This window comes from Rathayibacter sp. AY1C1, assembly GCF_002932105.1.
Taxonomy (GTDB): domain Bacteria; phylum Actinomycetota; class Actinomycetes; order Actinomycetales; family Microbacteriaceae; genus Rathayibacter.
Map to the genome: position 1 here is coordinate 61,900 of NZ_PSWH01000013.1, position 25,389 is coordinate 87,288.

Sequence of the window (25,389 nt, forward strand, 5' to 3'; positions counted from 1 at the left end):
ACGCGGCCTACGGGAGCTGCGGGGGCGCGATCAGTTCGAGGAATCCGCCGAGGGCACCTTCGAGGTAGATGATGCGCGTGCCGGCTCGGGCGCCAGCGGTCATCCGGTGAGGTGTCCCGACCGGTCTCCAACCGTGTCCAGCGCAGAGCTCGAGGACACGATCGAGGTCCGAGACCGTGAGCGCGATGTGCACCGTGCCGACCTGTGCGGGCGAGCCGGCGGACTCGAGCTGTCGGGGCGGGTCGTACTGCAGCAGCTCCACACGGTGGGGGCCGAGGGTCACCGTCGCTGCGCGGATCACGGCTCCACGGACGCCGGTGGTCGCCGCCGTGACCTCCACGTCGAGCGTGAAGGTGCGCTCGAGCACGAACCCGAGACCGGAGCACCACAGCACCAGCGCGTCGTCGAGGTCGGCCACGGTGAGACCGGAGTGAGCGACGTCGGAGACGAGCGGTGATGCCATGACATCAGTATCGAGCTCCGACACTCCTGCCTGCGGATGTGCGGCGATCCTCACCCTCCCTGGGTGAGGCCGGTGATGAGGTTGATGGCGACGGCGACGACGAAGGTGCCGAAGAAGTAGGACAGCAGGGCGTGGGCCAGGGCTACGCGGCGTGAGGGGGTGGAGGACTGGGTGAGATGCTGCTCGCGCTGTAGGCCATCCCGATCGAGAACGCGGTGTAGGCGAAGTCGCTGTAGGACGGGTCCTCGTCCTGGTCGAAGTCGAAGCGGTGGCGGTCGTCGAGGTAGTACATGAGCGCGTACTTGAAGGCGTAGACGGTGTTGACGAGCGCCCAGGCCGCGACGACCCCGACGACCGCGAGGATCGCGGCCGCGGATCCGACGGGGTCCTTCTGCTGGCTGCGGAGGAGTGCGACGACCACGAGGACGAGGCTGAAGAAGGTGGCGGCGATGATGAGCGAGTCGACCAGCTTCCGGGACCGGTCCTCGTGGCGGGCGAGGTCGCGGGTGCGTTCCGGGCCGGCCGGCCACGCCGTCGACCAGGCCCAGACGAGGAACACCGCCGCGGCGATCGCCCAGCGGAGCAGAGGCGACAGATCGGGGACCGCAGTGGACCCTGAGCGCTCGGGCCGGAGATCCTTCAGACGGGCACGATCGGCCCCAGCACATTGAGCGCGACGACGGCCACCAGCTGGACGACGCCCGCGGTGACCAGTCGACCACCGAGGTGCGACGTGTCAGCGGGCCGCTCGGTCACCGAGCCGATCCGTACTGCTCCCGACGTCGTCCGGCACGTGAGTCAGGATGTCGCCCACCTGGCAGCCGAGGACCTTGCAGATGGCGTCGAGTGCTGAGGAACTCACACCATCCTCCTGCGAAGAGGGGGCGGTGTCAGCCGGAGAGGGCAGTGCCCGAGAGCGGGTGGGTCAGTCGTCGTCGCTGTCGGGCGCGGGTGCCTGATCGGTGCTGGTGCTCGAGGTGGAGTCGGACCAGACTGCTTGTGCGCCGGAGTCGCCGATGCGGATGACGTCGATGGTCGCTCCGACGGAGATGGCGATCGCTGCGACGGCGAGCACGATTCCGACGAGGGGGCGGCGGGTGGTGGCGGCTCGGTCCTCGGTTCGTCGCGTGCGGCGGAACCAGAGCCACTGGACCAGGGCGACGAGGAACAGGCCGGCAGCCCAGGGGAGCAGGTGGTCGCCGAGCTCGGTGTGCTTCTCGAGGATCGCGGACGGCTCCGTCTGTCGTTCGAGCGCTTCACCGGCCTGCGTGGTGAGCGGGACGGCGATCAGCGCGGCGAGGGCGATGATCGGGGTGAGGATCCCGAACTTGCGGCGGGCGGCCGGCCAGAGGCTGCCGAGGATGAGCATCAGTGCGGCGAGGGGGAGCAGAACCACGACGGCGTGCACGAGGAGCGGGTGGAGGGGGAGGCCGTTGATCTGCCAGTCGTTCATCGGGGGCGCCTTCGGTCGAGAGGGGGGCTGTCCTCGTGACGCTAACGCGCCCCGCCCTGCGCGCTCTGCCGTTGGACGTGTTCGTGTGAGCCCTCGAACGATCACTCGCCCGTCCTCCGAGCCGACTCCCCGCTTCACCGCCGATATGCGAGGAGCCGACCGAGCGGAGTCAGGACGTGTGCCGGCTCGCCGGTGCGATCAGGCGGCGGAGCCGGTCGGTCACGAGAAGGGCACCGGCGGCGTCGATGGTGAGGACGTCGACGTCGAAGCGGTCGGTGACGGTGTCGAGCGTCCCGACGCCGCCGGCGAGGATCGCGGTCGCGAGGACGTCGGCGGTGACGATGTCCTCGGCGATCACGGACACCTGCACGAAGGGGACGTCACCGGGCTCGGCAGGTCGGCGCCAGACGTGCTCTCCGCGTTCGGCGGTCCCGGAGGTGGCGATCGCGCGGCGACCGTCGCCGAGGGGGACGATGCAGAGCAGCGCCTGCCGGTCGCCGGGATCCACGATCCCGATCGTCCAGCTGTCGGCGGGCGAGGTGAGGACGTCTCCCCCGACATCGAGGAGCCATTCGCCGTCGCCGAGCAGCCGGGCCGCGTGCGCCATGGTGGTCGCTTTGACGGTTCCGGCGAGGTCGATGACCCCGTCGGGCCGGTGCGGGGTGAAGGCGCCGTCCGTCGCCGTTCGCCAGTGCAGCGATTCGGTGTAGGCGGTCCGCATCTGCTCGGACGCGGCCGTCAGCGCGAGCTCGCCGCGGGCGATCCGGGACGCCTCCGACTCCGGCCGGTACAGGCTGAAGCGGGCGTCGGCGTCGGCGAAGACGGCTTCGACGTCGCCGACCGGGGTGTCGTCGGCGGCGCGCAGGCTGACGACGGTGCCCATCGTCGTGAACGTGTGCACGGTCAGAGTCCGGCCTGGTCGATCGCCGATTGCAGGGAGGTGAGGTACCCGTCGCTGGTGTAGGTCGCTCCGCTGACCGCCTGCACGTTCGCGGACTGGGCGGCGAGGACTTCTTGACGCAGGATCGGCGCGGCCCGGTGCGAGATCGACACGGACCGGCCGTCCTTGTCCGTGAGGTGCACGGCCGTGACGTCGGTGATCTGCCCGCCGGCGACGGTGATCGCGACCTGCACCGCGCCGAAGCGAGTCGGAACAGATGAGCCGGTCCACGTGCCGTCGGCCGAGGCGGACGGGCTAGCAGTGGCCGTCGAGCTCGTACCGGCCGACGGGTCGGTGGGCGCGCCGGCGGAGGGCGTCGTCGAGGCGGGGGCGCCGGCCGGGGTCGGCGTGGTCACCGCGGGAGCCGCTCCTTCCGTGGCTGTGGTGTCGCTCGTCCCGGTGGCGAGCGGGGACCCGGTGGCGCCGGCGGATCCCATCTGCCAGCCGACGACGAGGACGGCGAGGGAGGCGAGGACGCTGGCGACTGCTGCTCGTGTTCTCACCAGTCGAACCTCTCCACGTGGATCTGCCGGTCGGGCAGGCCTGCCGCTCGCGCGTCGCGGACGACGAGGTCGGCCCAGGCGGTCGGACCGCAGACGAACAGGTCGGATTCGAGCAGGCCCGGCAGTGCCGAGGTGATCGTCACACCTCGGGCGACGGACTCGGCGGACATCCACGTCGCCAGCCCTGCGGGCCGCCGGCCGATCATCCCGAACAGCGTGCCGCGGCTGCTGCGGACCAGTGTCCGAGTCTCGTCCCAGAGGTAGGTCTGGGAGTCGTCGGTGGCGCGCAGCAGGACGGTGGCCTCGCCGGGTCGGAGGCCGCCGTGCTCGAGGAGCGCTCGGGCGGGGGTGATGCCGATGCCGGCGGCGATGATCGCGAGCCGCGGGGCGGTGCGGGCGACGTCGGTGAAGATCCCGTAGGGCCCCTCGATCGAGACCGCGGTCCCGGGGCGCAGTCGTGCGAGACGGTCGGTCCCGGCTCCGAGTGCGCGGACGGTGATCCGAGCGCGGGTGTCGGTCGGGACGGCGGAGAAGGAGATCGGGTGCGCATGCCACCAGGTGCCGCGGCTCCAGAACCGCCAGATCGCGTACTGCCCGCCGATCACGCCGAGGCGGGAGAGGTCGCGGCCGGAGAGGTGGAGCGAGAAGACGCCGGGGGCGATCGTCTCGACGGCCTCGACCTGGATCCGGTGCCGCAGGGTGGCGAGTACGGGCACCGCGAACCGGAACCTGGCGATCGCTCCGAACGCCAGGACGTAGAGGGCGAGCCAGTAGACGCGCTGCGGGGTGCTCCCGGCGAGGACCTGGCCGGCGGAGAGCTGGTGGGGGACGGCGACGAGGACGGCCGCGTAGCTGAGGAGGTGGATCGCGTGCCACGCCTCGTACGCGAAGCGGCGGCGCACGGCGACGAGGGAGGTGACGACGACGAGCACCAGCAGGGTGCTGCCGAGCAGCGCCAGGAGCATGTCGGCGCCGGAGTACAGAGCGAGTGTCTCGTTCCACAGCGTCAGCCCGTCGGTGAGGGCGTAGCCGACGGTGAGCAGGGCACCGTGCCCGAGGATCAGAGACAGGGCGGGCTTGCCGAGGCGACGGTGCAGCGCCATCGCGGTGTCCTGGCCGAAGGTGCGATCGATCCAGGGGATCCGGGCGGCGAGGACGAGCATGACCAGGATCAGGTCGGTGCCGACGAGGCCGGCGACGATCCCTGCGGCCGTGAGAGCTCCGGCGATATCGGTGGCCTCCGCGGGCCCGCCGGCTGCGAGGTAGAGCGCGATGGCGAGGGCGACCGAGACCCAGCCGGCGGTGACGAGCGCGTCCGCGGACCGCAGGCGCCGACGCAGGGATCGCTCGCGGTCGGCCTGCGACCGCCGCAGCGTGGTCGGCGCGTGGGGTGCGGGTGCGTTGGTCGGTCGGATCGTGGTGCTCACGGCGGCGCCCTCCGGTCGGTGTCGCATGCGCCGACCTCGGGTTTCCGGGGGCGCGCTCCTACCGTCGCGGGGGAGTCTTGGTGTCGACTATGAGGAATGCGTGCCGATTCCCCGCCGGAGTCCGATTCGTGTTCGAGGTCTCACATGTCACCGCTCGGGCAGCACGACCGTCACCCTCACTCCGGCGGGTCGACAGTTCTCGATGGTGACCGATCCGTCCGCGGTGTCAACGAGAGCTGCGACGAGGGCGAGCCCGAGCCCGCTGCCGCCGTCGCGGCTGGTGCGCGCCTCGTCGGGTCGAGAGAAGCGCTCGAACGCGTGCGGCACGAACTCCTCCGGGATGCCGTGCCCAGTGTCCCGGACGCTCAGCTCGAGGGTGGAATCGTGCTGCTCGAGGAGGAGGGTGATGCGTCCGGCAGGAGGTGTTGCGGCGATCGCATTCGCGCCGAGATTGTCGAGGATCCGCGAGAACGCGCTCACCGAGAGCGGGTAGGGCGCGTCGGCGCGCTCGATCGCGGTGTCGAGCTCGATGTCGGGGCCGGCGCCGCCCGTGATCGTCCTCAGCCGGTCGACGGAGTCCATCAGCTCGGTCTCCAGCTCGCTCGCCGTCGAGCGCGTCGCGGCGGGCGGTGCGGCGTCCAGGCGGGAGAGCTCGAGGAGGTTCGTCGCCAGGCGGGACAGGCGGGCGAGGGATCCCTCGGCGGCGCGGATCTCCTTTTCGAGGGCGTCCGCGTCGCCGAAGTGCCGGTGCGCGAGTTCGAGCTGGGTGATGACGACGGCCAGCGGCGTGCGGATCTCGTGGCTGGCCGCGGACACCATCTGCCGCTCCCGATCCGCGGTGTCCCGCGTCCGGGCGATGAAGGCGTTCAACGTCTCCGCCAGGTCCGACAGCTCGTCAGCCGCCGGGCCGACGGGGAGCTTGCCGCCGTCCCGGTCGCCGAGGGACGCGGCGGTGCGGCGCATCCGCTCGACCGGACGCAGGGCGGCGCCGGTGAGCAGCCATGCGGCGAGGGCGGACAGGATCACGAGGGCCGCGGCGCTGACGAGCAGCGTCCGGTCCAGGGCCGAGACGGTCAGGTCGCTGCCGGCGCCGCTGCGCGCCGCCCACAGCTCCCACGTGCCCGCACTCGTGTCCAGGGTCCGGGAGACGATCGTGAACCGGACGTCCTCGTCGGTCATCACCGTCGAGGTGCCGTCGCTGCCGGTGCTGCGCTCCAGAACCTCGTGGACGTCGTGCGGCATCGTGTCGACGGGGACCGCCCCGCCGGGAGCGCGCGCGAAGATCAGGATCCCCTCGGCCGGAGGGTCGGGGGTCTCGGTCGGGTCCGATCTCAGATCGGCGAGATACGGGGCGAGGTCGCCCTCGGCGAGGGTCACCTCGGACGCGACGACGATGCTGCGGAACTGCCCGTGCAGCACGAGGGTGATCACGCCGACCCCGATCAGCGCGACGAAGAGGCTGCCGAGGGTGATCCGGGAGCGGATCGACAGGGAGCGCAGCAGCCTCACTCGGCGCGCTCCAGCCGGTATCCGGCGCCGCGGACGGTCGTGATCCGGAGGCCTGTGTCGGCGAGGGCGAGCTTCTTGCGGAGGTAGCTGACGTACTGATCCACGAGGGTCGGCTCGAACGTCTCCGTGGACCCCCACACTTCGGCGAGGATCTCCGTCCGGGTCAGTACCTCGTCCTGATGCACGGCGAAGAAGCGCAGCAGCGTGAGCTCCTTGACACTCAGCGCGAAGGGACGCTCTCGGACCGTCGCGCGCACGGACAGGGCATCCAGGCGCAGCGCTCCGATCTGGACCACTGGCTGCGGGCCGCTGGCTCGGCGCCGGATCTGTGCTCGGATCCGGGCGCTCAGCTCGCCGAAGTGGAACGGCTTCGTGACGTAGTCGTCGGCGCCCGAGTCCAGCCCGAAGATCCGGTCCTCGACGGCGTCCCGCGCCGTGATCAGCACGACCGGGACGGTGCTGCCCGACTCGCGCATCCGACGGCAGACCTCGAACCCGGTCATCCCCGGCAGCATGACGTCGACGACGGCGACGTCGACATCTTCCGCCGTGAAGGCGATCAGCGCATCGACACCGTTGTCGACGAGTTGCACGTCGTAGCCGTCCTCCCGCAGTCCTCGCTCGACGAGGGCGCCCATCTGCGGGTCGTCCTCGACGACGAGGATCCGGGACATCAGATCGCGCCGGACGTGCCGAGCAGCGACCCGATCAGGAACGTCGCGGCGAGGGCCAGCGCGCCGCCGACGACGATGCGTATCATCGGGCGCAGAGCCGGGCTGCCGCCGACCCGTGCGCTGATGTATCCGGTCGCGGCGAGGGCGATCAGCACCACGGCGAAGGTCACCGGAACCCTCCAGTCCGGCGGAGGGAGCAGGATCGCCAGCAGCGGCAGCACGGCTCCCAGGAGGAACGCCAGCGCCGAGGCGCCGGCGGCGGCGAGCGGGCTGGCGACCGCTTCCTCGTTCAACCCCAGTTCCGCTTCCAGATGTGCGGTCAGAGCGTCGTTCTCGGTCAGCTCGCGGGCGACCTGATGCGCTGTCTCCGGGGTCAGGCCACGCGCTCGATAGAGCCAGGCGAGTTCTTCCAGCTCCCCGTCGGGATCCTCGGCCAGCTCGACGCGCTCCTTTGTGATCAGCGCACGCTGACTGTCGCTCTGGCTACTCACCGACACGTACTCGCCCAGCGCCATCGAGATCGCACCGCCGACGACATCCGCGACACCCGCCGTCAGGATCGGTGCCGTCGCGGTCGTCGCACCGGCGACACCCACGACGAGAGCGGCGACCGAGACGATGCCGTCGTTCGCGCCCAGCACGCCCGCTCGCAACCAGTTCAGCCGACCTGAGATCGCGCTGTCGTGCGGTTCCGCGCGGGGCGAGGAGGGCGGAGGCGTGGACGGGGTCGACATGAGGGCCATGCAAGCACCCGCCCCGCGGGAGCGCTAGCCAGGAGAGCCTGCCCAATCCCGTCGGTGCTGCACCGGCTGAGAAGAGACGCAGGGGAGAGGCAGAGCCCAGCGCCGGCCGGGAGTTAACCCATGCAGTCAGGGTGACACGGACCCCCGTCATTCGCACTCGGACAGAGTCATCGATGGTGCAGAGCCCCAGTCGAAGCGGCGATCTGCACACCTCGGTGGGCGAGGAGATGCGGACGGTGCCGGCGGGCTGACCGCTGTCAGCCGGTCTGCTGCGGGTCATCAGGAAGCCCGACGGCTCCTAGGCTGACCCGATGAGTTCCCCGGCACCGACCCGCCCATTCGTGGGTGTAGCGCGCATCGCCGTCGGTGCAGCCGCGGTCGCGGTGATCCTCCACACCTACGCGCTGAGCATCGTGGCCGGCGAGTCGAATCCGTTCGACTACTTCGGCTACTTCACGAACCAGACCAGCCTCCTCGCGAGCGCGGTGCTGATCGTCGCCGGATCGGTCGCGCTCGCCCGCCGTCTGACTCCGGTGTGGCTGAGGTACGTCCGCGGCGCGGCGACGTCCTATTCGATCGTCGTCGCCGTGATCTACAACACCCTCGTTCCCGGTACCGGGACGGCCCCGCTCTGGGTCAGCGCCGTCCTGCACGTGGTGCTCCCCGCGCTCGTCCTCCTCGACTGGATCGTCGTCGCCGACCGCGGACCGCTCTCCTGGCGCCGGCTGTGGGTGGTCCTGCCCTACCCGATCGTCTGGGTCGTCGTCGTGCTCGTCCGCGGAGCGACCGACGGGTGGGTGCCGTACGGCTTCCTGCTCCCCGAGAACGGAGTGCCGTCGCTGGTCCTGCACGTCGTCGGGCTGACTTGCGCGGTGCTCCTTGCGGGCGCGCTCGTCTGGGCGCTGAGTCGACGCCGCAGATCGGCCGGTTGATGTCCTGTCCTCCGTCGCCGTGGATCATGAGGCGTGCTGGTTCCCGACGTCGGGCGCGTCACCTCTCGTGCGTCGCGGCTCGGCCGCGGCGGGCTCTGATCACGCGCGACACGAGATCGATGACCAGCAACCCCGACATCAGTTCAGTCTCGCGAACCCGAGCGCCTTGTGCGCGTCCCGTATGGGGATCGTCGAGCGATCACCTGAACGCCGATTCGTGGACCGACGCACGCCGCATCGCGACGGCGGGACGATAGAACCCCTGGGAGCCGCCGTCTCTCACCATTCGTCGCCCAGCTTGCGGAGCCGGTTGTCCTCCGGCAGGGTCCGGCGCGAGAAGTCGTGCAGAACGTCGGACGACGCCGTTTCCTGTCCGTCGCGTTCAGCTCGTCGGATGGCCGCGAGGACGACGCATGTCACAGCCGCGATCAACGCCGCAGCAGTCGTCAACGTCATCCATGTCGGCTGAACGGTCGAACCGTCCGAGCACAGCGGGTTCCAGAGGAACCCCTCTCCGGTCAGGCTGCCTCCGCCGCGGGTCCGGCACGTCTCGCTCGGGTCCCACATGTAGATGGAGGCAACCGCTCCCATGACGGCTGCGAGACCGCCGAAGACCAAGGCGAGAACGACGGGCGTCGCTGCACTCGGTCGCGGGGGCTCTCCAACGGTCATCGGGACATCATGCACTGCACTCCACGGGATCGATCAAGAACCGGAACAACAGAGGCGGCTGCGAGCGCCCCGCAGGGAGGTCATCGCGCAGCGACAGAGGACTTCAGCACTTCACCGACACGCAGAATCTCGTCCGAAGGGAAGCGGAACGGGTTGAGGGAGAGCAGGTCATCCGCCGTCATCCCCGCTCTTCCCTTTCTCGTGAGGTTGGGGCGACCGGATGGAGTGGCCGCAGTTCCCTCAGGGGCCACAGCGCATTGCTCGTGGCCGGGCTCGTGGATGAGCCCAGAGAGCGCGGACGCCCTTTCGTCGTCGCGGGAGCGACGATCGCGGCTGCAGCCGTTCTCTGCGCTCCCGTGTACGACGCCGGTCTAGCCGTCCTCCGGACCGAGGGGGACGTGCCGACAGCTGCTCTCGGTGCGCCCGCCCGACGCGATGATCCCGAACAGCTGTCGAGCCAGCTCGGAACGACGCCGCAAGCGCGCATCAGCTACGGGCAGCGGTAGGTCTTCGCGAAGTCGGTTGCCGTGAACTGCCTTCCCTCGGTCATGGAGTTCAGTGACGGGCAGATGTCGTTGTTGTGCGCCGCCGCTACGAAGGGGGTCGCTGCTTGTGGGACGCAGCCGTAGTCCTGGTCGGGCTGGTCGAGGATGCGCAGCTGACCCGTCTCCCCGGCGGCGAGGTGAAGATCGGACCAGGAGCAGGACCAGGTGAGTGAGGCTCCGGTGTCGTTGGTGATGCTGACGTAGTGGGAAGGGCCATGCACTCCGAACAGCAGATCACCTACCCACAGAACCGCGGCCGCCACGACGGCTAGAGCGCCCAGCGCGATCGACAGTCTCACCGACCGTCGTTGGCGGGGTGGCGTCTGCCGGTCCGGCGAGAGCCCGCTCGGATCCCAACTGTCCAGACCTTCAACCACGGCGTCTCCCCTCAATGGGCGAGAAACGGCCTCGACCGCTGCCCAGCTCGAGTCCGCCCACGGGAGAAGAGTAGGCGTGATGCGGCTCTCACCACGAGGAGCAACCGGCTCGCGACCGAGAGCGTCCGCAAGGCGATCGTTCACAGACGCATTGCGGGACCGGCGATGTTCGTTCGTGAAGTTTGAGACGAAACCGTGCTCTGAGGGCATTCACTACTGAGGGGGTGATGTCGGATGGTCGGTGCTGCTGAGGTGACGCTGGTAAATCGTCTTCGCGGCGGTGACCCGTCGGCGCTGGACGTTCTCTTCCGGATGCACGGCCGCGCGGTCTACCGCGCCGCGGGAAGCTTCCTCGCGGACGCCGGTCATGCCGAGGACGTCGTGCAGGAGAGCTTCTTCCTGCTCTGGCAGCGCCGCTCGGGCGTGCGCATCGTGGGGGAGTCGGTGCTGCCCTGGCTGCTGGTCACGGTACGCAACCTCAGCTTCTCGACCAATCGCCGCGAGCAGCGCCGACGCCACCTGCCCCTCTCCGACGACACCGCCTCTCGCGGCGTCGACGCGGAGGCGAGCGAGCGGCTGCTGGACGTGCGACGTCTGGTCGAGCAGATGAGCGCGACGGACCGCGCGATCTGGACGGCGTGCATCGAGGACGACCTCAGCTACAGCGATGCCGCGCGTTCCCTCGGCCTGTCCCGCGGGACGGTCCGCAATCGCCTCTCGCGGGCACGGGCATCGGTGACGAGAGCCCTGACGGAACGGACAGAGGACCATGGACAGTCGTGACCTGAGCGATGAGCAGCTCGAGCGCATCAGCGCACGCCTCGCGCACCGCATCCGCCGCCGCCGACGTCTTCGCCAGGCCGCGGCGGTGACGCTCGCCGGCATCGCCGGCGCCGTCCTCAGCGCGGCAGTCCTCACGGCGGTGACGACCGAGCGCGGCACTCCGGTCGCAGCGCCCGTCACCTGCTGGGAGCCGGACGGGCAGGGCGTTGCCCTGTCGGGCGAGATCCAGACGCCCGCGAAGCAGTCCACTGCGTCGCTCGCCGCGGCGTGTGCTGCGCTCGCGGGCACCAACGGAGACGGAACGGACGCCGCCTTGTTCTCCCTCGCAGGAACCCAGGTGTGCCAGGAGGGCGGCCGGATCGAGATCTTCACGGGACTGACCACCACAGTCGACTGCACCAACCCGCCCGCGACGCGGACCGGAGTCGACCAGTGACCTTCCGACGCACGAAAACACTCGCCCTCACCATCCTCTGCCTCTCCGCGGCGCTCCTCGTCAGTGGATGCGCGACGAGCGCCAGCAGCCCCGGTTCCCCACCGACGACGCAGATACCCGGTGAGCTGCTCAGCGCCGAGGACGCGACCAGGTCCGTCTACGAGACCACCTCGGTCGTCGGTGACCAGGGATCGAGCGGATGGCTGCTCGATCACCCCGTCAGCCTTCGCATCATCGGCATCGACGGCCGGTCGAAGCTCAGCGTCGACGGGCCGTGCAACACGCTGACCTACGACCTCCAGTCCGCGGGTCTGCAGACGTCCGTGTGGGTCGTCAGCGGGGGCCCCGCGACGACGTACGTCGGCTGCCTCGACGCCGCCGACGAACGAGAGCAGTGGCTCATGGACGTGCTGGGCGCCGAGGACGTCAGCCTCACCCAGACCTCCACGACGATGCGCATCCGCTCCGGCCCCGTCACCATCGACGCCACCGCCAGCACGACCCCCATCTCCACCGAGACGCCTGCCGAACCAACAGAGATGACGGAGTCCCTGACACCCACCGTCCCGACAGAGGGCCCGCCGGGCACCCCCATCGCCGCCGCCGCCTCTGAGGGGCCGATCATCGACGTCCAGCAGCTGACAAATCCGGCGCTCGACCTGGCCAACGGCACCGGAAGACTCCTCTCGACGCTCAGTGCGGAGGAGAAGAAGCAGTACCCGATCTACGCGGTCGGAACCACGTACGAGGAGCTCGCCGCGTATGACCCCGCTCTCGCGGACCACTACTGGGTCGCACAGGACGAGCCGGTCTGGGCGCTGACCGTGCACGCGCCCGCGGAGAGAACAGACGTGCCCTATGGCTTCGACCTCGATCGGGTGGACGTCTTCACCGCCGTCTACGACGGGATCAGCGGAGAGCTCCTGACGTCACAGGGCGATGTCGACCTCGCGTCTCTCGGTGCGCCCGGCGAGCTGATCACCGCCGGATAGATCCTTAGTTACCGTCCGTATGGGAATCCCCAAACGGGACGCCAGAGGCGATGCGGATGAGGCGAAGCGCGCGATTGCTTGGTGGCGCGCTCGCTACGCTCACGTGATGGTCGGCCTCTCGCAGTGGCGCCGGCGAGCTGACGCTCGCCGTTCGCGCCGCGCCCGGTTCCGGGTTCTGCTCGCTGAGGTTTGTGGTGAGTGCTCGCACCCCTGGGTGGAGCACCTCGCGGACGCCGGCCTGGTCGGCAGCCCCGTGTGCTCGGAGTGCGTCTACGAGCTCGAGCATGGGTTCAGTAGCGGACCGATTTGTCACCGACCGGTTCCGATCGATGTGTTGAGTCGCGCTGATGCCGCTGCGGCGGCGGCAGGGCAGGGCGGCAGTGATCAATTGGTCGGAGGAGGCCAGATTCGGGTCGCAAAAGAAGACCTTGACGCCTCATGTCAGCGTCCGGCGAGAGTGGTCAGCAGGTCCTGGATGCTCGTCTTCTCGACAACCGGGTCGGGGCTGCCGGCGCGGACGGAGGAGAGAACGGGGTCGATCTGCTGGTCGACGTAGGTCCACGTCTGGCAGTTCGCGGCGCTCAGTGCGGGCTCCGCGTCGTCCCAGGCGGTCTCAAGGTCGGTGGCGCGGGCTTTCGCGCCGGCCTGATCGCCGCTGGTGACGAGGGCGAGGGTGTCGGCGGTGATCGTCTGGAAGTTCTGCACGTCGGCGGAGGGGAAGTCGGTCTGAACGGATGCCTTCGCGTCAGCTGCGGACAGCGTTCCCGACGCATCGCAGGCCGGGGCTGCGCCTTCCGGTGCCGGACTGGTGTGCGGCTGGCTGTTGGTGAAGGCGAGCAGCCCGACGACGGCGACGGCGAGGACCGCGAAGGCGACGAGTGAACGGCGTTCGCGGGCGACTGGCGTGGTGTAGTGCTCGGATGCGCCCTTGTCGACATCGGCCTTGCTGAGGGAGAGGTAGACGACGGTGGCGAGGATCGCGAGCAGGAAGATGATGCTGGTGACGAAGGTGCCGAGCCCGAGGCCCTGCTCGTCGGGGGACAGGCCGAGCCAGTCGCCGATATTGGCGCCGAGGGGGCGGGTGAGGATGTAGGCGATCCAGAACGCGAGGACCGGGTTCGCGCCGTAGCGCCAGAGGCCGGTGACGATCGCGAGCAGCGTGAGGGGCAGGAGGATCGAGACGCCAGGGCCCCAGCCGGTGAGCTCGAGAGTCCAGTCGCCGAGGGCGGTGCCGAGCGCGAAGGTGACCAGGACGGTGACCCAATAGAACGCCTCCCGCGGGGTGGTGTCGATGCTGTGGATCGAGAGGGTGCGCTCCTTCGAATACCAGACGCCGAACACGATCACGAGCAGCAGCGAGAAGACGAGGGAGCTGGCCCGGAGAGGCACTCCGAGCTGGTCGGTGAGGATGTCGGTGAGCAGGGTGCCGGTGACGCTCATCACCACGACAGTCAGCCAGTACGCGGCGGGCACGTAGCGTCGCAGCCGCATCTGCACGGCGAGCACGACCGCGGTGACGATGATGAAGATCACAGCCGTCGCGATGAGGCCGACGCCGAGGACCATGTTGATCCAGTCGGCGAAGCTCTCACCGACCGTGGTGCAGAGGATCTTGATTATCCAGAACCAGATCGTGACCTCGGGGACCTTGCTGAGCAGCCGTCGGCCGCGGGACGGTGCTGCCGTCGTTGAGATGTCCATGCCCGCAGAGTCCCAGCCGGGACGTGGGCGGCGGCTCGGGATGCGCCGTGCTGCGTTGTGTTTGCTCACAACGACCCGAAGCTCCGCGGTTCGACCAGGTCGGTACCGAGCCGATGGGCTCAGGTTCTGTGCTTTCACAACGGATGCGGGGGAATCCTCCGCACCCGGAGCCCGCGCATTCGTAGCGTGGACTCCTCCGGCGTGCTGCGCGCCGAGCGAGGAGGACGGCACTGATGCCGAACAGCGGACCCCTGGCCGATGGTGCGATCGCCTATCGGGCGGCGCGACGCTGGCCGCTGATCTCGGCGGGCCTCGCGGTGCTGCTCACGGGACTTCTGGCCGCGCTGATCTTCTACCGGGAGCACGACAAGCCGTTCGGGTTCGACACCGCGTGGATGAACGAGATCATCGAGCACCGGTCGACGTTCTGGTTGGTGCCGTCGCTGGTGATGAACAGCCTCGGCGGCGGGATCGTCGGCACGATCGTGATTCCTCTGGTCGTCTTCGCGGCGCTGCTGCTCTGGCGCGGTCGCTGGGCTGCGACGTACTTCGCGATCGCCGCGCCGCTCAGCGGGCTGCTGGTGCAGATCCTCAAGAACGCGGTCGGGCGTCCACGGCCGCTGGAGATCCTCGTGAACGCCGACTTCGGCTCCTTCCCCTCCGGACACAGCGCGAACGCGGCCACGACCGCGGTTGTCCTCGCGATCGTCTTCCCCCTGTGGTGGGTCCGGATCGCCGGTGCCCTCTACACGGTGGCGATGATGCTCAGCCGCACCTACCTCGGTGCGCACTGGATCTCCGACACCGTCGGCGGGCTGCTCCTGGGCGCCGGGGTGGCGTTGATCGTCTGGGCGCCGCTCGCGGTCAGGCTGCACACCGAACGTGCTGCATCACCGTCGTTCCGTTGGCGGCGCTTCTCCGGGCACCGTCCGACCAGATGACGGCGGAAGGCAGCGGGCAGCGCTGCCGGTGAGCGGGTCGCTGTGCGCTTGTTCAACGGACCCGGCGAAGCCCCCAGCCCCGGGTGCCGCAGACTGCCCGACCATGGCGGCATGACGCACCTCACCGATCAGCGCCGACCTCCGCTCCCTCGGATCCGCTCCCGCCTCCTCGCCGGCCGCTACGCCGCCTCGACGGTGCCCGAGGCGACGGCGCTGTTCTGGGTCCTCAAGGTGCTGACGACGGGGATGGGCGAGACGGCGTCGGACTTCCTCGCGACCGCGTTCGACCCGGTGATCGTTGTCGGAGTGACCGGGCTCGCGTTCCTCGCCGCGCTGGCGCTGCAGTTCGCAGCCCGCCGGTACGTCCCCTGGGTGTATTGGCTGGCGGTGCTGATGGTGAGTGTCTTCGGCACGATGGCCGCCGACGTGCTACACGTGGTCGCCGGTGTCCCGTACCTCGTCTCCACCCTCGGGTTCGCGGTGGCTCTCGCGGCGGTCTTCCTCGTGTGGTGGCGGGTAGAGCGGACGCTGTCGATCCACTCGATCACGACGCCGCGCCGGGCCGCGTTCTACTGGCTCGCCGTCTCGGGGACGTTCGCACTCGGCACCGCAGCGGGCGACCTGACCGCGTCGACCCTCGGCTTCGGCTACCTGCCCTCCGCCGTCCTGTTCGCGGCGATCATCGCGATCCCCGCTCTCGCACACCGGTTCACGGGGCGGAACGCGGTCCTCGCGTTCTGGGCCGCCTACGTCGTCACGCGACCGCTCGGCGCCTCGGTCTGCGACTGGCTCGCGGATCCCGTCGCCCAGAAGGGCCTGGGCCTGGGCACCGGCCCGGTCACGCTCGCGGCCCTCGCGGTGTTCCTGCTGCTGGTCGCGGTGATCGCGCTCCGCCGACCGCGCGCGGCCGTCACGGCGACCCCCTGAGCGCTGGGCTCAGGCGTCGCGTCCGGCGCGGTTCTTCTGCCGCCAGTAGGTGAGGGCGATGCCGGCGAGGCTGATCACGACGATGCCGACGAGGACGATGTCGATGTACTTCCCCACGAAGTCCGCGACGCCGGGGATCTGCCCGAGGAAGAAGCTGAGGAGGATCACGCCGGTGGACCAGACGGCGGCGCCGAGGGCGTTGAAGCCGACGAAGTGGCCGTAGTGCATCTTCCCGACGCCGGCGGCGACGGGGGCGAAGGTGCGCACGACCGGCACGAAGCGGGCGATGGTGACCGCCCAGCCGCCGAACCGGTCGAAGAACGACTGGGTGCGGGCGACGCTCGAGCGGCTGAAGAGCCCGCTGTCCTTGCGCTCGAAGATCCGCGGCCCGCTCGCGCGGCCGATGACGAACCCGAGCTGGTCGCCGAGGAACGCGGCGGCGGCGACCATCAGGATCACCAGCGGCACCGGCAGGGAGATCACGCCGGTCGCGACGAAGACACCGGTGAAGAAGAGGAGGGTGTCACCGGGGAGGAAGAACCCGATCAGCAGGCCCGTCTCGACGAAGGCGATCAGGCAGACCAGGGCGATCGCCCAGGGGCCGGCGCCGTCGAGGAGGGATTGGGGGTCGATCATCGGTTCTCCTTGCGAGAGGTCGGGTGGGGCTGCGTCGCGGGGATGCGGACGTCGACACCGAGGCCGTGGGGGGCGAGGTTGCGGAGTCGGAGCTCGCCGCCGGCGGCGCGGCTGAGACCGGCGACGATCGCGAGCCCGAGGCCGGCGCCGCCGTCGCGGGAGCGGGCGGCATCCGGGCGGGTGAAACGGTCAGTCGCGACCGCGAGGAACGCGTCAGGAACGCCCGGGCCGTCGTCGTCGACGGAGAGGACGATCTCTTCGGCGCGCTCGACGAGGGTCGCGCTGACGCTGCCGCCGGCGGGCGTCGCAGTGACGGCGTTCGCGAGCAGGTTGTCCAGGATCCGGCCGAAATCGGTCGGGGAGATCGGGTACCGGGCGGCGACGATCGAGGCGGGGGCGACGAAGTCGATCGCGAGGTCCCGCTCGCGGGCGAGCATCCGGGCGCGGTCGACGCTGTCGGCTACCTCCTCCCGCAGAGCCGCCGAGGAGGCGTCGCCGGTAGCGATGCCCGCGTCGATCCTCGACAGGATCAGCAGCCCGTCCGTCAGGGACTGCAGGCGGTCGATCGAGCGGCGCGCGTCGACGACATCGGCGTAGAGAGCCGCCGGATCGTCACGGACCCGCTCAGCGAGCTCGAGCCGGGTGCGCAGCGCGGCGAGCGGGGTGCGCAGCTCGTGGCTCGCGTCGGCGACGAGCCGCCGCTCCCGGTCCGCCGACTCCCGCAGGTCCGCGATCAGCGCGTTCAGGGTCGAGGCGAGGTCGGAGAGCTCGTCGCGGGCGGGCCCGACCGGGAGCAGCTCGGTGGAGCGTCCCTGGCGCAGCCGGTCGGCGATCGCGCGCATCCTGCCGACGGGGCGCAGCGCGAGGCCGACCAGGACCCAGGACGTCACAGCGAACGCGACGAACAGGATCGCGAGGGCGATCAGGAGCGTCGTGCTGACGCCGCCGACGACGGCCTCGGCGGTGTCGCGGCTCTCCTCGATCAGCGCCTGCGACGCTCCCGAGCGGACCAGCTCGATCGTGGAGGCATCGAGGATATGATCGAGCTGCTCGCGCACGACGACCGCGACGATCCCGAAGAACAGCATCGCGACCAGCAGGCTCGACACCGTGATCCGCACCCGGATCGACAGGGACCGCCACCTCACGGCGTCACCCCGAGGCGATAGCCCGCACCCCGTCGGGTGAGGATCTCGACCGACGCCCCGTCCGCGGCCAGCTTGCGGCGGAGGTAGCTGATGTACTGCTCCGCGATGTTGTGGTCCACGAACTCCGCCGACCCCCACACCTCGAGCAGGATCTCCTCCCGCGGCACGAAGTCCCCGGCGCGCGCCGCGAGCGCGCGGAGGACGCCGAACTCCTTGGGGCTCAGAGGCAGGACGGCGCCGTCGACCGTCGCGGCGTGCGCGTAGGGGTCGACGCGCAGATTTCCCAGCACGACCGGTGCCCGGTTCGTGAGGTGCTCTCTGCGGATCATCGCTCGGAGGCGGGCGGAGAGCTCCTCGAAGTGGAACGGTTTCGCGAGGTAGTCGTCGGCGCCCGCGTCGAGGCCGAACACGCGGTCCTGCAGGGCGTCGCGGGCGGTGAGCATGATCACCGGGAGCGTGGCACCGCTCGCGCGCAGATGCCGGCAGATCTCGAAGCCACTCATCCCCGGGAGCATCACGTCGAGGATCGCCGCGGAGTAGTCCGCTTCGCGCGCCGAATTGAGCGCGTCGACCCCGTTCGAGAACAGGTCGACGTCGTAGCCGTCGCCGGTGAGGCCCCGCTTGATGAGCTCGCCCATCTCGACGTCGTCTTCGACGACCATCACCGCGTCACGCATCCAGGCCTCCTACGGTCATGCTCGCACCCGTGGCGCGGCGGAACCGGCCTACTCCGCGGAGATATGCGGCTTCTCAGCGGTACGCACTGCATACAAAGGCAGCACGTGCGGCCCGATGGAGCAGCACGCCCCTGGTGCGCAGACGATCTCGGACGCGGGCACCGACATGGACGCCGACCTCCGGCCGGCGCGGTGCTTTGCGCTGCGCGCATTTTTTGCCTGGAAGCCTTCGGCAGCTTACGGGCCTCCGGCGTCCACGCAAAGCCGCTGCGCGGCCGGCTCCTCCGACGTTCTCGGCACGCGGTCGCTGCGCTCCCTCACATCGCGCCGACAACCTCTCCTCCTCCGCCTTCCGGGTTGCGCTCCCACCTCCGACCCTGCTCGGCACTACGTGCCTTCCAGGCAAAAAAACGCTGGGAGAGAAGGAAGAACAACCGAGCCAGACCACCCCCGCTGGCTTGACAAACCTGATTGAGAATCTTCACCTCTCCGCGGTTCCAACCTATTTCGCTCCACCGGCTGCGTGCCACCGATCCCGGACGCGCCCTACGGGCTTATTTCGCCCGTGATCGGTGTCACTCCGCCGGCTCCACTCAAACGGTTTTCCCCGCCGGAGAGGCAAAGAAAAACGATCAGCCAGGAGCAGGAGCAACACACATGGACACCCTCGAAGCGATCCTCCGTGACCAGACGGTCACCTACCTCGTCAGCAAGAACATCCTCTGCCCGCGCACCGGGGCCGTTCTCGACTCGCGCACCTGTGTCGTCTTCAACGACGCGGACGGGGATCCCGCGGTCGTCATCTCGCCCGAGGGCTGGCAGCAGATCGCGAAGGAGCCCGCCACCCTCGACCGCCTCGCGGAGCGCGGGATCACCGTCGACATCAACACCGCGCTGGCCGCAACCCGCTGAGAGGAACAGACCATGTACCGCACCGACACCGGCCTCGCGACCCCCGATCAGGTCGCCCTCATCATCACCGACCAGCGCGCTCACTGGGACCAGAACGCCGACGACAGCGACGACGTGATGCTCGCCGCCGTCCGCAACGCCCACGCCCTGCCGGGCGCCGAGCCCGTCGAGGACGACGGCTCCGCCCTCGCCGCCGCACTGATCGCGTTCCTCACCCCGGACCCCGCCCGCACCGCACCGGTCATCGACGCCGACACCGGATGCGCGACGCCCGAGCAGATCGGCCTCATCGTCGCGTTCGAGCGCAACTACTACGAGGAGCACGAGAGCTACAGCACCGAACGGCTGCTCGCGGGCGTCCGCAACACGCTCACCCTCCCCGGAGTGTGGGTGCTCGGAGGGTTCCCCGTCCGGGAGGACGGCACCGACCACGCCGCCGCGCTGATCGCGTTCCTCATCCCGGCGGTGACTACGTGATCGAGCGCAGCCGTGTCGATGAGCGGCCCGGGGCCGCGCGCGCGGCTCATCAGCTCTTGCGCCTGTCCAGCGGCCGACTCCAGCAGGAGGCCGACCGTGTGCGCCTGCACGGCGAGCGGCTGACGGGGCTGAGTCGGAAGACGAGCCGCCGCCTGATCGAGCAGGAGGAGGCGATCCGAGCGAACCGGATCGCCGCGGCGGACAGCGCCGCTGAGCGGCGGCTCATCGTCGGAGTCGTCATCGCGACGGGCGCTCTTCTCGCGGTCGGGCTGCGGCTGATCCTCACCTCAGGGCAGCTCCCTCCTCTGTTCTGACGAGCGGGCCGCGCTGACTTGTTGTCATGCTTACAAGTCGGACCTCGCCCACCGTCCCGCCTCCGCCCGCGCATCCCGTCAGGGCGAGCAGCAGTGCTCCTGCCAGTGCGATCCCTGCGGTCGTCCGCCTCATCGTGTCCCCCGATCACTCCGCCGCGGCACGTCGCCGGGCGCGTCACCTCGACGCCAACAGCAGCCGCCCGCCCGGACGGAGTCGTCCTGGCGGGCGGGCAGCCCCCGTCCCGGTCACGCGCGCGGGATGACCACCGAGACGCTCGCGCGCGAGGCGCCCGAGACGGCCGTGACCGTGCCGGTGCCGGCGGCGATCGAGCTCTTGCCCGTGCGGAACACCTTGGTCACCGTGGCGCCCGGGGCGACCGCGGCCGAGGACGCCGTGCCGTAGGGCGTCACGACGGTCAGATCGGCGGCCGCGCGGCCGGTGTTCGTCGCCGTCACCGTGACGACGACCTTCCCGAGGATCAGCCGCGAGGTCGCCTTCGCGGTGACGGAGGCGCCGGGCGCAACGCTCGCTCCGGCCAGCGCCGTCGTCACGCCGTCGACGCGCGCGGTGATCGAGACGGTGCCGGCGGTGGAGCCGGTGCGGATCCGGGGGAGCGCGGCGACGCCGTCGGCGCCCGACAGCACCGCGGCGGTCGTCGCTCCGCTCTCGAAGGCCGCCGGCCCGGTGATCGCGAAGCCCACCGAGCGGCCCGCGAGGGCGCGACCGGAGGAGTCGCGCACCAGCACGGACTGCGCGAGGTCGCGCGTCGTCGCGGTCGGCACGCTCTGCAGCGTCCCGCGCGCCTCCGCCGAGGCCGCGAGGGCGATGCCGTTCACCTCGATCTCGGCCACGCCCGTGGACCCGCCGTACTCGCCGGCTCCCCACGCCGTGAACACGAGCCGCAGCGCCGTCGTGGTCACCGGAGCGAACGTCGCGCGGTTCAGCACGTCGCGCTCGCGGCCGGGAGCCGCTCCGCTCACGGGAGTCCAGACGTCGCCGACCAGGTGCTCGACCCGCCACGACCGCGCGGGGATCAGCCCGCGTCCGTCGGCGTCGGCCGCGTCGCTCGCGAACAGCACCGAGGCGCTGTCGACGGTCACGGCGCTCGGCCAGCGCAGCTCGACGTGCTGCTCTCCGACCCGGGGCCAGGAGCCCCAGATCGTCGAGGCGGCGCCGTCGGCGACCGCTCCGACCGAGGTCCACGGCGAGGTGTACGAAGCGCTCGTCGACGAGGCGAGCGGAGCGATGTCGCCGACGTAGTCGGTGCACGGCACGGTCACGGTGACCGTCGCGGTCCGGGTGAGCTCGTCGATCCGGTCGACCCGCACGGACATGCCGGAGTTGAGCACTGCGCTCTCTCCGGCGAGCACGAACTCGTTCGCCTCGCTCGCGTCGCCCGGACGCTCGAGCAGGTCGCCGGCGTACGGCTGGCCCGGGTTCGAGCGCAGGATCTGCACGCCCGAGACGTCGCGGCGCACCTGGAAGGGACTCGTGTACGCGCCGCCGTCGGACGTCGTGTCGGCGCGGTCGTTGTACTGCGCCCAGTAGCGGATGCCCGTGTCCTGCGGGTCGTTCCAGGTGAGCGCACGCCGGCCGGCGGGTCCGGCTCCGAGGGTGTCGAGCGTCGTGGTGCGGGGTGCGCCGCAGACCGGCTGGCGGGTGTTCGGCAGCGTGCCCAGGCGCGCCAGCGACGGGGACGACAGCGGCAGGAACGACCAGGCGCCGCCCATCACGTCGGTCCGGTTGCCGTACTCCTCGCGGCGGCAGTCCGCGGGCAGCGGGGTGGAGGCGTAGTCGCGGGTCGTGGCGCAGTTCACGCTGTAGGCGTGCGGCAGCGAGAGGTTGTGGCCGAGCTCGTGCGCGAGGAAGTACGCGTCCGGTCCGGGCTGGAACGCGCGTCCGCCGTCATCGGGATCGCCGGACTGCTCGCCGTTGGCCCAGTTCGGGCACGGGTCACCCTCAGGCACCATGGCGACCAGGTGCTTGCCCGGTCCGCGCTGCCAGCCGGTCCTCTGCGCGATCCAGTCCTGCAGTCCGCCCGTGTTCGTGCAGCCGATCGGCTGGTCGACGACCTGCCAGTCGACGACCTGGTCGAGCTCGAAGCGGATCGCCCCGCTGGTCTCGCGGGAGTAGAACCGGTCGACGAGGTCGAGGGCGCGGACGGCGTCGGCGGTCGTGTACCCGCCCGGGACGGTGCCCTGCGGAGCGACGAGCGCGATCGTCACGCGGTGCGTCTGCACCTGGGCGCGCGCCGGGATCTCGACGTCGACGAAGTCGGCGTCGAGGGCGAGGGCGGCCTGCTGCGTCGTCGCGTCCGCCTCCGGCTCGATCACGGTGGGCTCGGCGTCTGGAGCCGCGACGGGGCGGTCCGGAGCGGGAGCGGGAGCGGCGGGAGCGGGGGCCACCGGAGCGGCCGCCGCTGGAGCCGCGGCGGGCCCTCCGGCGACGAGCCCGGAGGCCAGCAGCAGTCCGGTGAGCGCTCCAGGGAGCAGGGCGTGTCGTCGTCGCATGGTCGTCCTCTGGGTCGGTCCTCGCTGAGTGCCCCGAGCGGCAGCAGGCGGGGGCACGAGCTCCCGCCGACCTCCTCGCCGCTGAGGAGTCGGCTGACGTTACCGTGAACATCCGTGCAGGAACGGGCAGATGTCCCTCCGCGGCGGCCCCTTTCCGGGTGGGGACCAGAAATGACGAAGGCCGGGAGCGGGACCCCGGCCTTCAGCGACGATCAGATCTCGGTGTGCCCCAGATCCGCCGCGTCCAGCAGTCGGATCTCGGTCTCACATGCAGGGGTCGCAGGTGGGGGAGGGCCGGCCTTCCAGCCGGCCCGCGAGGGGCGATCCCCTCACACTCTCTAATGGTCTCGGCTGGCCAGGTGCTGGCTGTCAGGCTGGTTCTGGCTTGCTCGGGCGTGACTCATCACACTCTTGACCGCAGTGTCTTGCTGGGAACCTGTCCGCCCGGGCGGCCAAGACCGGCGTGATGCTGCGATGGCTTGATAGAAGGTTGTCCTCGACTTGGGTCGTGTGACTCGTTAGAGAGATGCCTCCGCGGCGCGTCCCACCCGGATGACCCCTGAGGAAAAGAGGCCGCATGATCGTCGCTCATCACTACGACTACGTCGTCGGAGTCGACACCCACGCTCGCACGCATACCTACGCGATCATTGCCACCAAGACTGGCGAGATTCTCGGAACGAAAGCGTTCCCGGTCACGGCGACGGCGATCGACAGAGCGATCGCCTGGGTCAGAAGCGTCACGAGTGGATCAGTCCTGTTCGCGCTGGAGGGCACCGGCTCCTACGGCTCGTCACTGGGTCGGGCACTGCAGCGCGACGCGATTGCGTTCTGCGAGATCCGCCCACCGAAGAAATCGAGCCGCCTCCGCGGCAAGACGGATGAGATAGACGCCATCGCTGCCGCGACCTCAGCGATGAGCATCGAGCTCGACGCGCTGACCCGCCCGAAAGCAGACGGGCTCCGCAACGCCCTCCGGGTCTCGCTCGACGCCCGCCGCGACATGGAGGTCCGTCGCACGAGCGCCCGGAACCAGCTCAACGCGCTGGTCCGCACCGCAGACTTCGGCCTCGATACCAGACGCGCGCTCACCGACCGCGGTGTGCAGCAGCTTGCAGGCTTAGATGCGGAGCGCACAGATGTCGCCGAGCGCATCATCCGAGCGGAAGCGGTCCGGCTGGCTTCCATCGTGATCGAACTCGGCCACCAGATGCTCAGGAATCGCGCCTCGCTCGCCGAGCTCGTGGAGCTTCTCGCGCCGGGTTTACAGCAGATCTACGGCGTTGGGCCGGTCACCGCCGCTGTTGCTGTCGCTGCGTACTCGCATCCAGGGCGGGTACGGAGCGAAGCCGCGTTCGCGGCACTCGCTGGGGTGAGCCCCATCCCCGCATCATCGGGGAACACAACCCGGCACCGGCTGAATCGAGGTGGCGACCGGCAACTGAACCGCGCGCTGGACGTCATCGCGAGAGTGCGAATGGTGTCCGAGGCCCGCACACGCGCCTACGTCGCACGCCGCACAGCTGAAGGGCGAACTGCTCGAGAGATCCGGCGCTGCGTGAAGCGTTACATCTCCCGGGAGCTGTTCGAAGCGCTGCAGAGCCGGATGACGCCGATAACGTCACCGGGATGACGCGCGAGGCGCAGGTTGCCCCCGTTACGTGGCGCAGTAGCGCCGCGAGGGCTGGCTACTCGCGGGTGGAGTGCGGAGCGCGATTCACGCCGTAGGTGTGGAGTGGGTCAGGGCCGTCGAGAGTTATCGACGTACCGGGTTCGCCGTCGAACTCGTCCGCCATGCGTTGCTCTGTCCCTCGGCCGGCGTACACGTCGCGAAGAACACTCGCCGCAGCACCAGCTGGCGCCGCGGCTTCACGGAAACGTCGCCGCCTGATGACCCCTACGGCGAAACCGACCGTTACGACAAGGCCCAGAGCCATGATCAGAAGTGCTTCGGACATCGAGATCTCCGATCGTTGATGTCGGTTCAGTCCAACACGCGCGCCCGAAGGAAGCAATCGTTCGGGGTGACTCTCCCCATGCTCCGGCGCTCCGTCCAGGTGCAGGGGACCGCCGACCGGGGACGTCAGTGTCGGCACAAGAACACGTCTGACCGCAACGGACCGCCGCACCCGATCATCGCCAACGGATCACAGCCAGCGGGCGTATCGCTGCGTCAACTTGACGAGAACCCATAGAAGGGTCCCCCGGGGAGCATGGCTTTAGTGGAAGTTGATCGTGGAGGGCGCAGGTGCCTTCCACGACTCTTCCTGATACGAGTGCGGGTCGTGAGCCTCGCGGGGCGGCTCCCCGAACGGATCCTTCGGCAGCGCCGTCGGCGCTGTGGTGAACTTCGCGCGGAGCGATGCGGCGATGGAGCGAATGCGGTAGATCACGGCGTTCATGTCGTTCTCCCGTTCGGGGTGATCAAGCGTCACCTGCCCGAAGCCTACCGACGTCGTTTCTCCGGCGGGGCGCGAGCTCCGCACGCGCAGCGGTGACGGAGCACCGCCGGCGGGAGCCGCTACGCGGCCGGATTACCCGTTTTCCTTACCTTGTTGCTCGGGCGGTTTCGGTGCAGTCGTAGTGTGTCGATCGTTCGAGGACGGCGGGTAGGGCTCCTGCGTTTTGGCCGCTGTGACGGCTTGTGAAGAATGGCCGCCCGCCGTCCACCCGATGGTTCGACCGCTAATTGAGAG

Annotated in this window: 28 protein-coding genes; 10 read left to right on the forward strand and 18 right to left on the reverse strand. The window is 69.9% G+C overall.

Annotated elements, in window-relative coordinates; translation table 11 throughout:
• Positions 1–7 precede the first annotated feature (7 nt).
• From C5C71_RS08305 to C5C71_RS08350, 10 genes are all read right to left on the reverse strand, one after another.
• Positions 8–463, reverse strand: coding sequence for a VOC family protein (locus C5C71_RS08305; protein ID WP_104223254.1), 456 nt, complete (start codon positions 461–463; stop codon positions 8–10).
• 142 nt (positions 464–605) lie between these two features.
• A complete protein-coding gene (locus tag C5C71_RS08310) occupies positions 606–1,106 on the reverse strand; it encodes a DUF1345 domain-containing protein (protein ID WP_104337506.1) in 501 nt (166 codons plus the stop codon).
• A 93-nt stretch (positions 1,107–1,199) separates the two neighbouring features.
• Positions 1,200–1,325, reverse strand: coding sequence for a helix-turn-helix transcriptional regulator (locus C5C71_RS18110; protein WP_181065672.1), 126 nt, complete (start codon positions 1,323–1,325; stop codon positions 1,200–1,202).
• Positions 1,326–1,388: 63 nt separating this feature from the next.
• Positions 1,389–1,916 carry a DUF2231 domain-containing protein gene (locus C5C71_RS08320; protein ID WP_104226519.1) on the reverse strand — a complete coding sequence of 176 codons (528 nt, stop codon included), beginning with the start codon at positions 1,914–1,916 and terminating at the stop codon, positions 1,389–1,391.
• Between the two features lie 169 nt (positions 1,917–2,085).
• Positions 2,086–2,817, reverse strand: coding sequence for an FAD:protein FMN transferase (locus C5C71_RS08325; protein WP_258059425.1), 732 nt, complete (start codon positions 2,815–2,817; stop codon positions 2,086–2,088).
• A 2-nt stretch (positions 2,818–2,819) separates the two neighbouring features.
• On the reverse strand, positions 2,820–3,359 hold the full coding sequence (locus C5C71_RS08330) for an FMN-binding protein (protein ID WP_258063405.1): 540 nt from the start codon (positions 3,357–3,359) through the stop codon (positions 2,820–2,822).
• A complete protein-coding gene (locus C5C71_RS08335) occupies positions 3,356–4,786 on the reverse strand; it encodes a ferredoxin reductase family protein (RefSeq protein WP_258068683.1) in 1,431 nt (476 codons plus the stop codon). The genes C5C71_RS08330 and C5C71_RS08335 overlap by 4 nt, the downstream gene beginning before the upstream one ends.
• Positions 4,787–4,933: 147 nt before the next feature.
• Positions 4,934–6,295: a cell wall metabolism sensor histidine kinase WalK gene (locus C5C71_RS08340; protein ID WP_104337507.1), complete on the reverse strand. Its 1,362-nt coding sequence runs from the start codon at positions 6,293–6,295 to the stop codon at positions 4,934–4,936.
• Positions 6,292–6,969: a response regulator transcription factor gene (locus C5C71_RS08345; RefSeq protein WP_104337508.1), complete on the reverse strand. Its 678-nt coding sequence runs from the start codon at positions 6,967–6,969 to the stop codon at positions 6,292–6,294. Before C5C71_RS08345 ends, C5C71_RS08340 begins: the two co-directional genes overlap by 4 nt.
• A complete protein-coding gene (locus C5C71_RS08350; protein ID WP_104337509.1) occupies positions 6,969–7,712 on the reverse strand; it encodes a VIT family protein in 744 nt (247 codons plus the stop codon). The genes C5C71_RS08345 and C5C71_RS08350 overlap by 1 nt, the downstream gene beginning before the upstream one ends.
• Before the next feature lie 311 nt (positions 7,713–8,023).
• Here C5C71_RS08350 and C5C71_RS08355 point away from each other — a divergent pair, with 311 nt between their 5' ends.
• Positions 8,024–8,644, forward strand: a complete 621-nt coding sequence (locus tag C5C71_RS08355; protein ID WP_104337510.1) for a Pr6Pr family membrane protein — start codon at positions 8,024–8,026, stop codon at positions 8,642–8,644.
• Positions 8,645–8,923: 279 nt separating this feature from the next.
• On the opposite strand, the gene C5C71_RS08360 is transcribed toward C5C71_RS08355, so the two are convergent.
• Entirely contained in the window at positions 8,924–9,316 is a 393-nt protein-coding gene (locus C5C71_RS08360) for a hypothetical protein (RefSeq protein WP_104268940.1), read from the reverse strand.
• Between the two features lie 490 nt (positions 9,317–9,806).
• The gene (locus tag C5C71_RS08365; protein ID WP_104238916.1) at positions 9,807–10,160 is read right to left on the reverse strand and encodes a hypothetical protein; all 354 of its coding nucleotides are present in this window, start codon (positions 10,158–10,160) and stop codon (positions 9,807–9,809) included.
• 312 nt (positions 10,161–10,472) lie between these two features.
• On the opposite strand from C5C71_RS08365, the gene C5C71_RS08370 reads away from it, so the two are divergent.
• From C5C71_RS08370 to C5C71_RS08380, 3 genes are read left to right on the forward strand one after another with little or no spacing between them, the layout of a single operon-like run.
• Positions 10,473–11,021, forward strand: a complete 549-nt coding sequence (locus tag C5C71_RS08370; RefSeq protein WP_104337511.1) for an RNA polymerase sigma factor — start codon at positions 10,473–10,475, stop codon at positions 11,019–11,021.
• Positions 11,008–11,457 carry a hypothetical protein gene (locus tag C5C71_RS08375; RefSeq protein WP_104247077.1) on the forward strand — a complete coding sequence of 150 codons (450 nt, stop codon included), beginning with the start codon at positions 11,008–11,010 and terminating at the stop codon, positions 11,455–11,457. The genes C5C71_RS08370 and C5C71_RS08375 overlap by 14 nt, the downstream gene beginning before the upstream one ends.
• The gene (locus tag C5C71_RS08380; RefSeq protein ID WP_104337512.1) at positions 11,454–12,449 is read left to right on the forward strand and encodes a hypothetical protein; all 996 of its coding nucleotides are present in this window, start codon (positions 11,454–11,456) and stop codon (positions 12,447–12,449) included. The genes C5C71_RS08375 and C5C71_RS08380 overlap by 4 nt, the downstream gene beginning before the upstream one ends.
• A 441-nt stretch (positions 12,450–12,890) precedes the next feature.
• Here the strand turns inward: C5C71_RS08380 and C5C71_RS08385 are convergent, their stop codons facing one another.
• Positions 12,891–14,150, reverse strand: coding sequence for a hypothetical protein (locus C5C71_RS08385; RefSeq protein WP_104337513.1), 1,260 nt, complete (start codon positions 14,148–14,150; stop codon positions 12,891–12,893).
• A gap of 233 nt (positions 14,151–14,383) precedes the next feature.
• Here C5C71_RS08385 and C5C71_RS08390 point away from each other — a divergent pair, with 233 nt between their 5' ends.
• Both C5C71_RS08390 and C5C71_RS08395 read left to right on the forward strand, forming a co-directional pair.
• Positions 14,384–15,091 carry a phosphatase PAP2 family protein gene (locus C5C71_RS08390; protein ID WP_104337514.1) on the forward strand — a complete coding sequence of 236 codons (708 nt, stop codon included), beginning with the start codon at positions 14,384–14,386 and terminating at the stop codon, positions 15,089–15,091.
• Positions 15,092–15,202: 111 nt separating this feature from the next.
• Positions 15,203–16,018 carry a hypothetical protein gene (locus C5C71_RS08395; protein WP_104288416.1) on the forward strand — a complete coding sequence of 272 codons (816 nt, stop codon included), beginning with the start codon at positions 15,203–15,205 and terminating at the stop codon, positions 16,016–16,018.
• Positions 16,019–16,027: 9 nt separating this feature from the next.
• On the opposite strand, the gene C5C71_RS08400 is transcribed toward C5C71_RS08395, so the two are convergent.
• The 3 genes from C5C71_RS08400 to C5C71_RS08410 are packed head-to-tail and all read right to left on the reverse strand — an operon-like array spanning position 16,028 to position 18,479.
• Positions 16,028–16,654 (reverse strand): DedA family protein, encoded by a 627-nt coding sequence (locus tag C5C71_RS08400; RefSeq protein ID WP_104337515.1) that lies wholly within the window; start codon positions 16,652–16,654, stop codon positions 16,028–16,030.
• Positions 16,651–17,802 (reverse strand): cell wall metabolism sensor histidine kinase WalK, encoded by a 1,152-nt coding sequence (locus C5C71_RS08405; protein WP_258068685.1) that lies wholly within the window; start codon positions 17,800–17,802, stop codon positions 16,651–16,653. Before C5C71_RS08405 ends, C5C71_RS08400 begins: the two co-directional genes overlap by 4 nt.
• Entirely contained in the window at positions 17,799–18,479 is a 681-nt protein-coding gene (locus tag C5C71_RS08410) for a response regulator transcription factor (protein WP_104337516.1), read from the reverse strand. The genes C5C71_RS08405 and C5C71_RS08410 overlap by 4 nt, the downstream gene beginning before the upstream one ends.
• A gap of 657 nt (positions 18,480–19,136) precedes the next feature.
• Here C5C71_RS08410 and C5C71_RS08415 point away from each other — a divergent pair.
• From C5C71_RS08415 to C5C71_RS08425, 3 genes are read left to right on the forward strand one after another with little or no spacing between them, the layout of a single operon-like run.
• Complete coding sequence (locus tag C5C71_RS08415; RefSeq protein WP_104223237.1) at positions 19,137–19,391, forward strand: hypothetical protein; 255 nt, start codon at positions 19,137–19,139, stop codon at positions 19,389–19,391.
• A 12-nt stretch (positions 19,392–19,403) separates the two neighbouring features.
• On the forward strand, positions 19,404–19,868 hold the full coding sequence (locus tag C5C71_RS08420) for a hypothetical protein (protein WP_104337517.1): 465 nt from the start codon (positions 19,404–19,406) through the stop codon (positions 19,866–19,868).
• Positions 19,869–19,924: 56 nt separating this feature from the next.
• Complete coding sequence (locus C5C71_RS08425; protein WP_146084446.1) at positions 19,925–20,182, forward strand: hypothetical protein; 258 nt, start codon at positions 19,925–19,927, stop codon at positions 20,180–20,182.
• 246 nt (positions 20,183–20,428) lie between these two features.
• Here the strand turns inward: C5C71_RS08425 and C5C71_RS17575 are convergent, their stop codons facing one another.
• Positions 20,429–22,693: an Ig-like domain-containing protein gene (locus C5C71_RS17575; protein WP_181027133.1), complete on the reverse strand. Its 2,265-nt coding sequence runs from the start codon at positions 22,691–22,693 to the stop codon at positions 20,429–20,431.
• A gap of 577 nt (positions 22,694–23,270) precedes the next feature.
• Between C5C71_RS17575 and C5C71_RS08435 the strand changes: the two genes are divergently transcribed.
• A complete protein-coding gene (locus tag C5C71_RS08435) occupies positions 23,271–24,326 on the forward strand; it encodes an IS110 family transposase (RefSeq protein ID WP_104337518.1) in 1,056 nt (351 codons plus the stop codon).
• A gap of 586 nt (positions 24,327–24,912) precedes the next feature.
• On the opposite strand, the gene C5C71_RS08440 is transcribed toward C5C71_RS08435, so the two are convergent.
• Positions 24,913–25,128 (reverse strand): hypothetical protein, encoded by a 216-nt coding sequence (locus tag C5C71_RS08440; RefSeq protein WP_146076862.1) that lies wholly within the window; start codon positions 25,126–25,128, stop codon positions 24,913–24,915.
• Between the last annotated feature and the right edge of the window lie 261 nt (positions 25,129–25,389).

What these genes read in the sequence shown, in the direction of transcription:
- C5C71_RS08320 (WP_104226519.1), bottom strand. Translation starts at nt 1,916, where the DNA reads ATGAACGACTGGCAGATCAACGGCCTCCCCCTCCACCCGCTCCTCGTG.
- C5C71_RS08350 (WP_104337509.1), bottom strand. Translation starts at nt 7,712, where the DNA reads ATGGCCCTCATGTCGACCCCGTCCACGCCTCCGCCCTCCTCGCCCCGC.
- C5C71_RS08345 (WP_104337508.1), bottom strand. Translation starts at nt 6,969, where the DNA reads ATGTCCCGGATCCTCGTCGTCGAGGACGACCCGCAGATGGGCGCCCTC.
- C5C71_RS08395 (WP_104288416.1), top strand. Translation starts at nt 15,203, where the DNA reads ATGACGCACCTCACCGATCAGCGCCGACCTCCGCTCCCTCGGATCCGC.
- C5C71_RS08375 (WP_104247077.1), top strand. Translation starts at nt 11,008, where the DNA reads ATGGACAGTCGTGACCTGAGCGATGAGCAGCTCGAGCGCATCAGCGCA.
- C5C71_RS17575 (WP_181027133.1), bottom strand. Translation starts at nt 22,693, where the DNA reads ATGCGACGACGACACGCCCTGCTCCCTGGAGCGCTCACCGGACTGCTG.
- C5C71_RS08435 (WP_104337518.1), top strand. Translation starts at nt 23,271, where the DNA reads ATGATCGTCGCTCATCACTACGACTACGTCGTCGGAGTCGACACCCAC.
- C5C71_RS08355 (WP_104337510.1), top strand. Translation starts at nt 8,024, where the DNA reads ATGAGTTCCCCGGCACCGACCCGCCCATTCGTGGGTGTAGCGCGCATC.
- C5C71_RS08305 (WP_104223254.1), bottom strand. Translation starts at nt 463, where the DNA reads ATGGCATCACCGCTCGTCTCCGACGTCGCTCACTCCGGTCTCACCGTG.
- C5C71_RS08410 (WP_104337516.1), bottom strand. Translation starts at nt 18,479, where the DNA reads ATGCGTGACGCGGTGATGGTCGTCGAAGACGACGTCGAGATGGGCGAG.
- C5C71_RS08385 (WP_104337513.1), bottom strand. Translation starts at nt 14,150, where the DNA reads ATGGACATCTCAACGACGGCAGCACCGTCCCGCGGCCGACGGCTGCTC.
- C5C71_RS08415 (WP_104223237.1), top strand. Translation starts at nt 19,137, where the DNA reads ATGGACACCCTCGAAGCGATCCTCCGTGACCAGACGGTCACCTACCTC.
- C5C71_RS08420 (WP_104337517.1), top strand. Translation starts at nt 19,404, where the DNA reads ATGTACCGCACCGACACCGGCCTCGCGACCCCCGATCAGGTCGCCCTC.
- C5C71_RS08360 (WP_104268940.1), bottom strand. Translation starts at nt 9,316, where the DNA reads ATGACCGTTGGAGAGCCCCCGCGACCGAGTGCAGCGACGCCCGTCGTT.
- C5C71_RS08390 (WP_104337514.1), top strand. Translation starts at nt 14,384, where the DNA reads ATGCCGAACAGCGGACCCCTGGCCGATGGTGCGATCGCCTATCGGGCG.
- C5C71_RS08370 (WP_104337511.1), top strand. Translation starts at nt 10,473, where the DNA reads ATGGTCGGTGCTGCTGAGGTGACGCTGGTAAATCGTCTTCGCGGCGGT.
- C5C71_RS08400 (WP_104337515.1), bottom strand. Translation starts at nt 16,654, where the DNA reads ATGATCGACCCCCAATCCCTCCTCGACGGCGCCGGCCCCTGGGCGATC.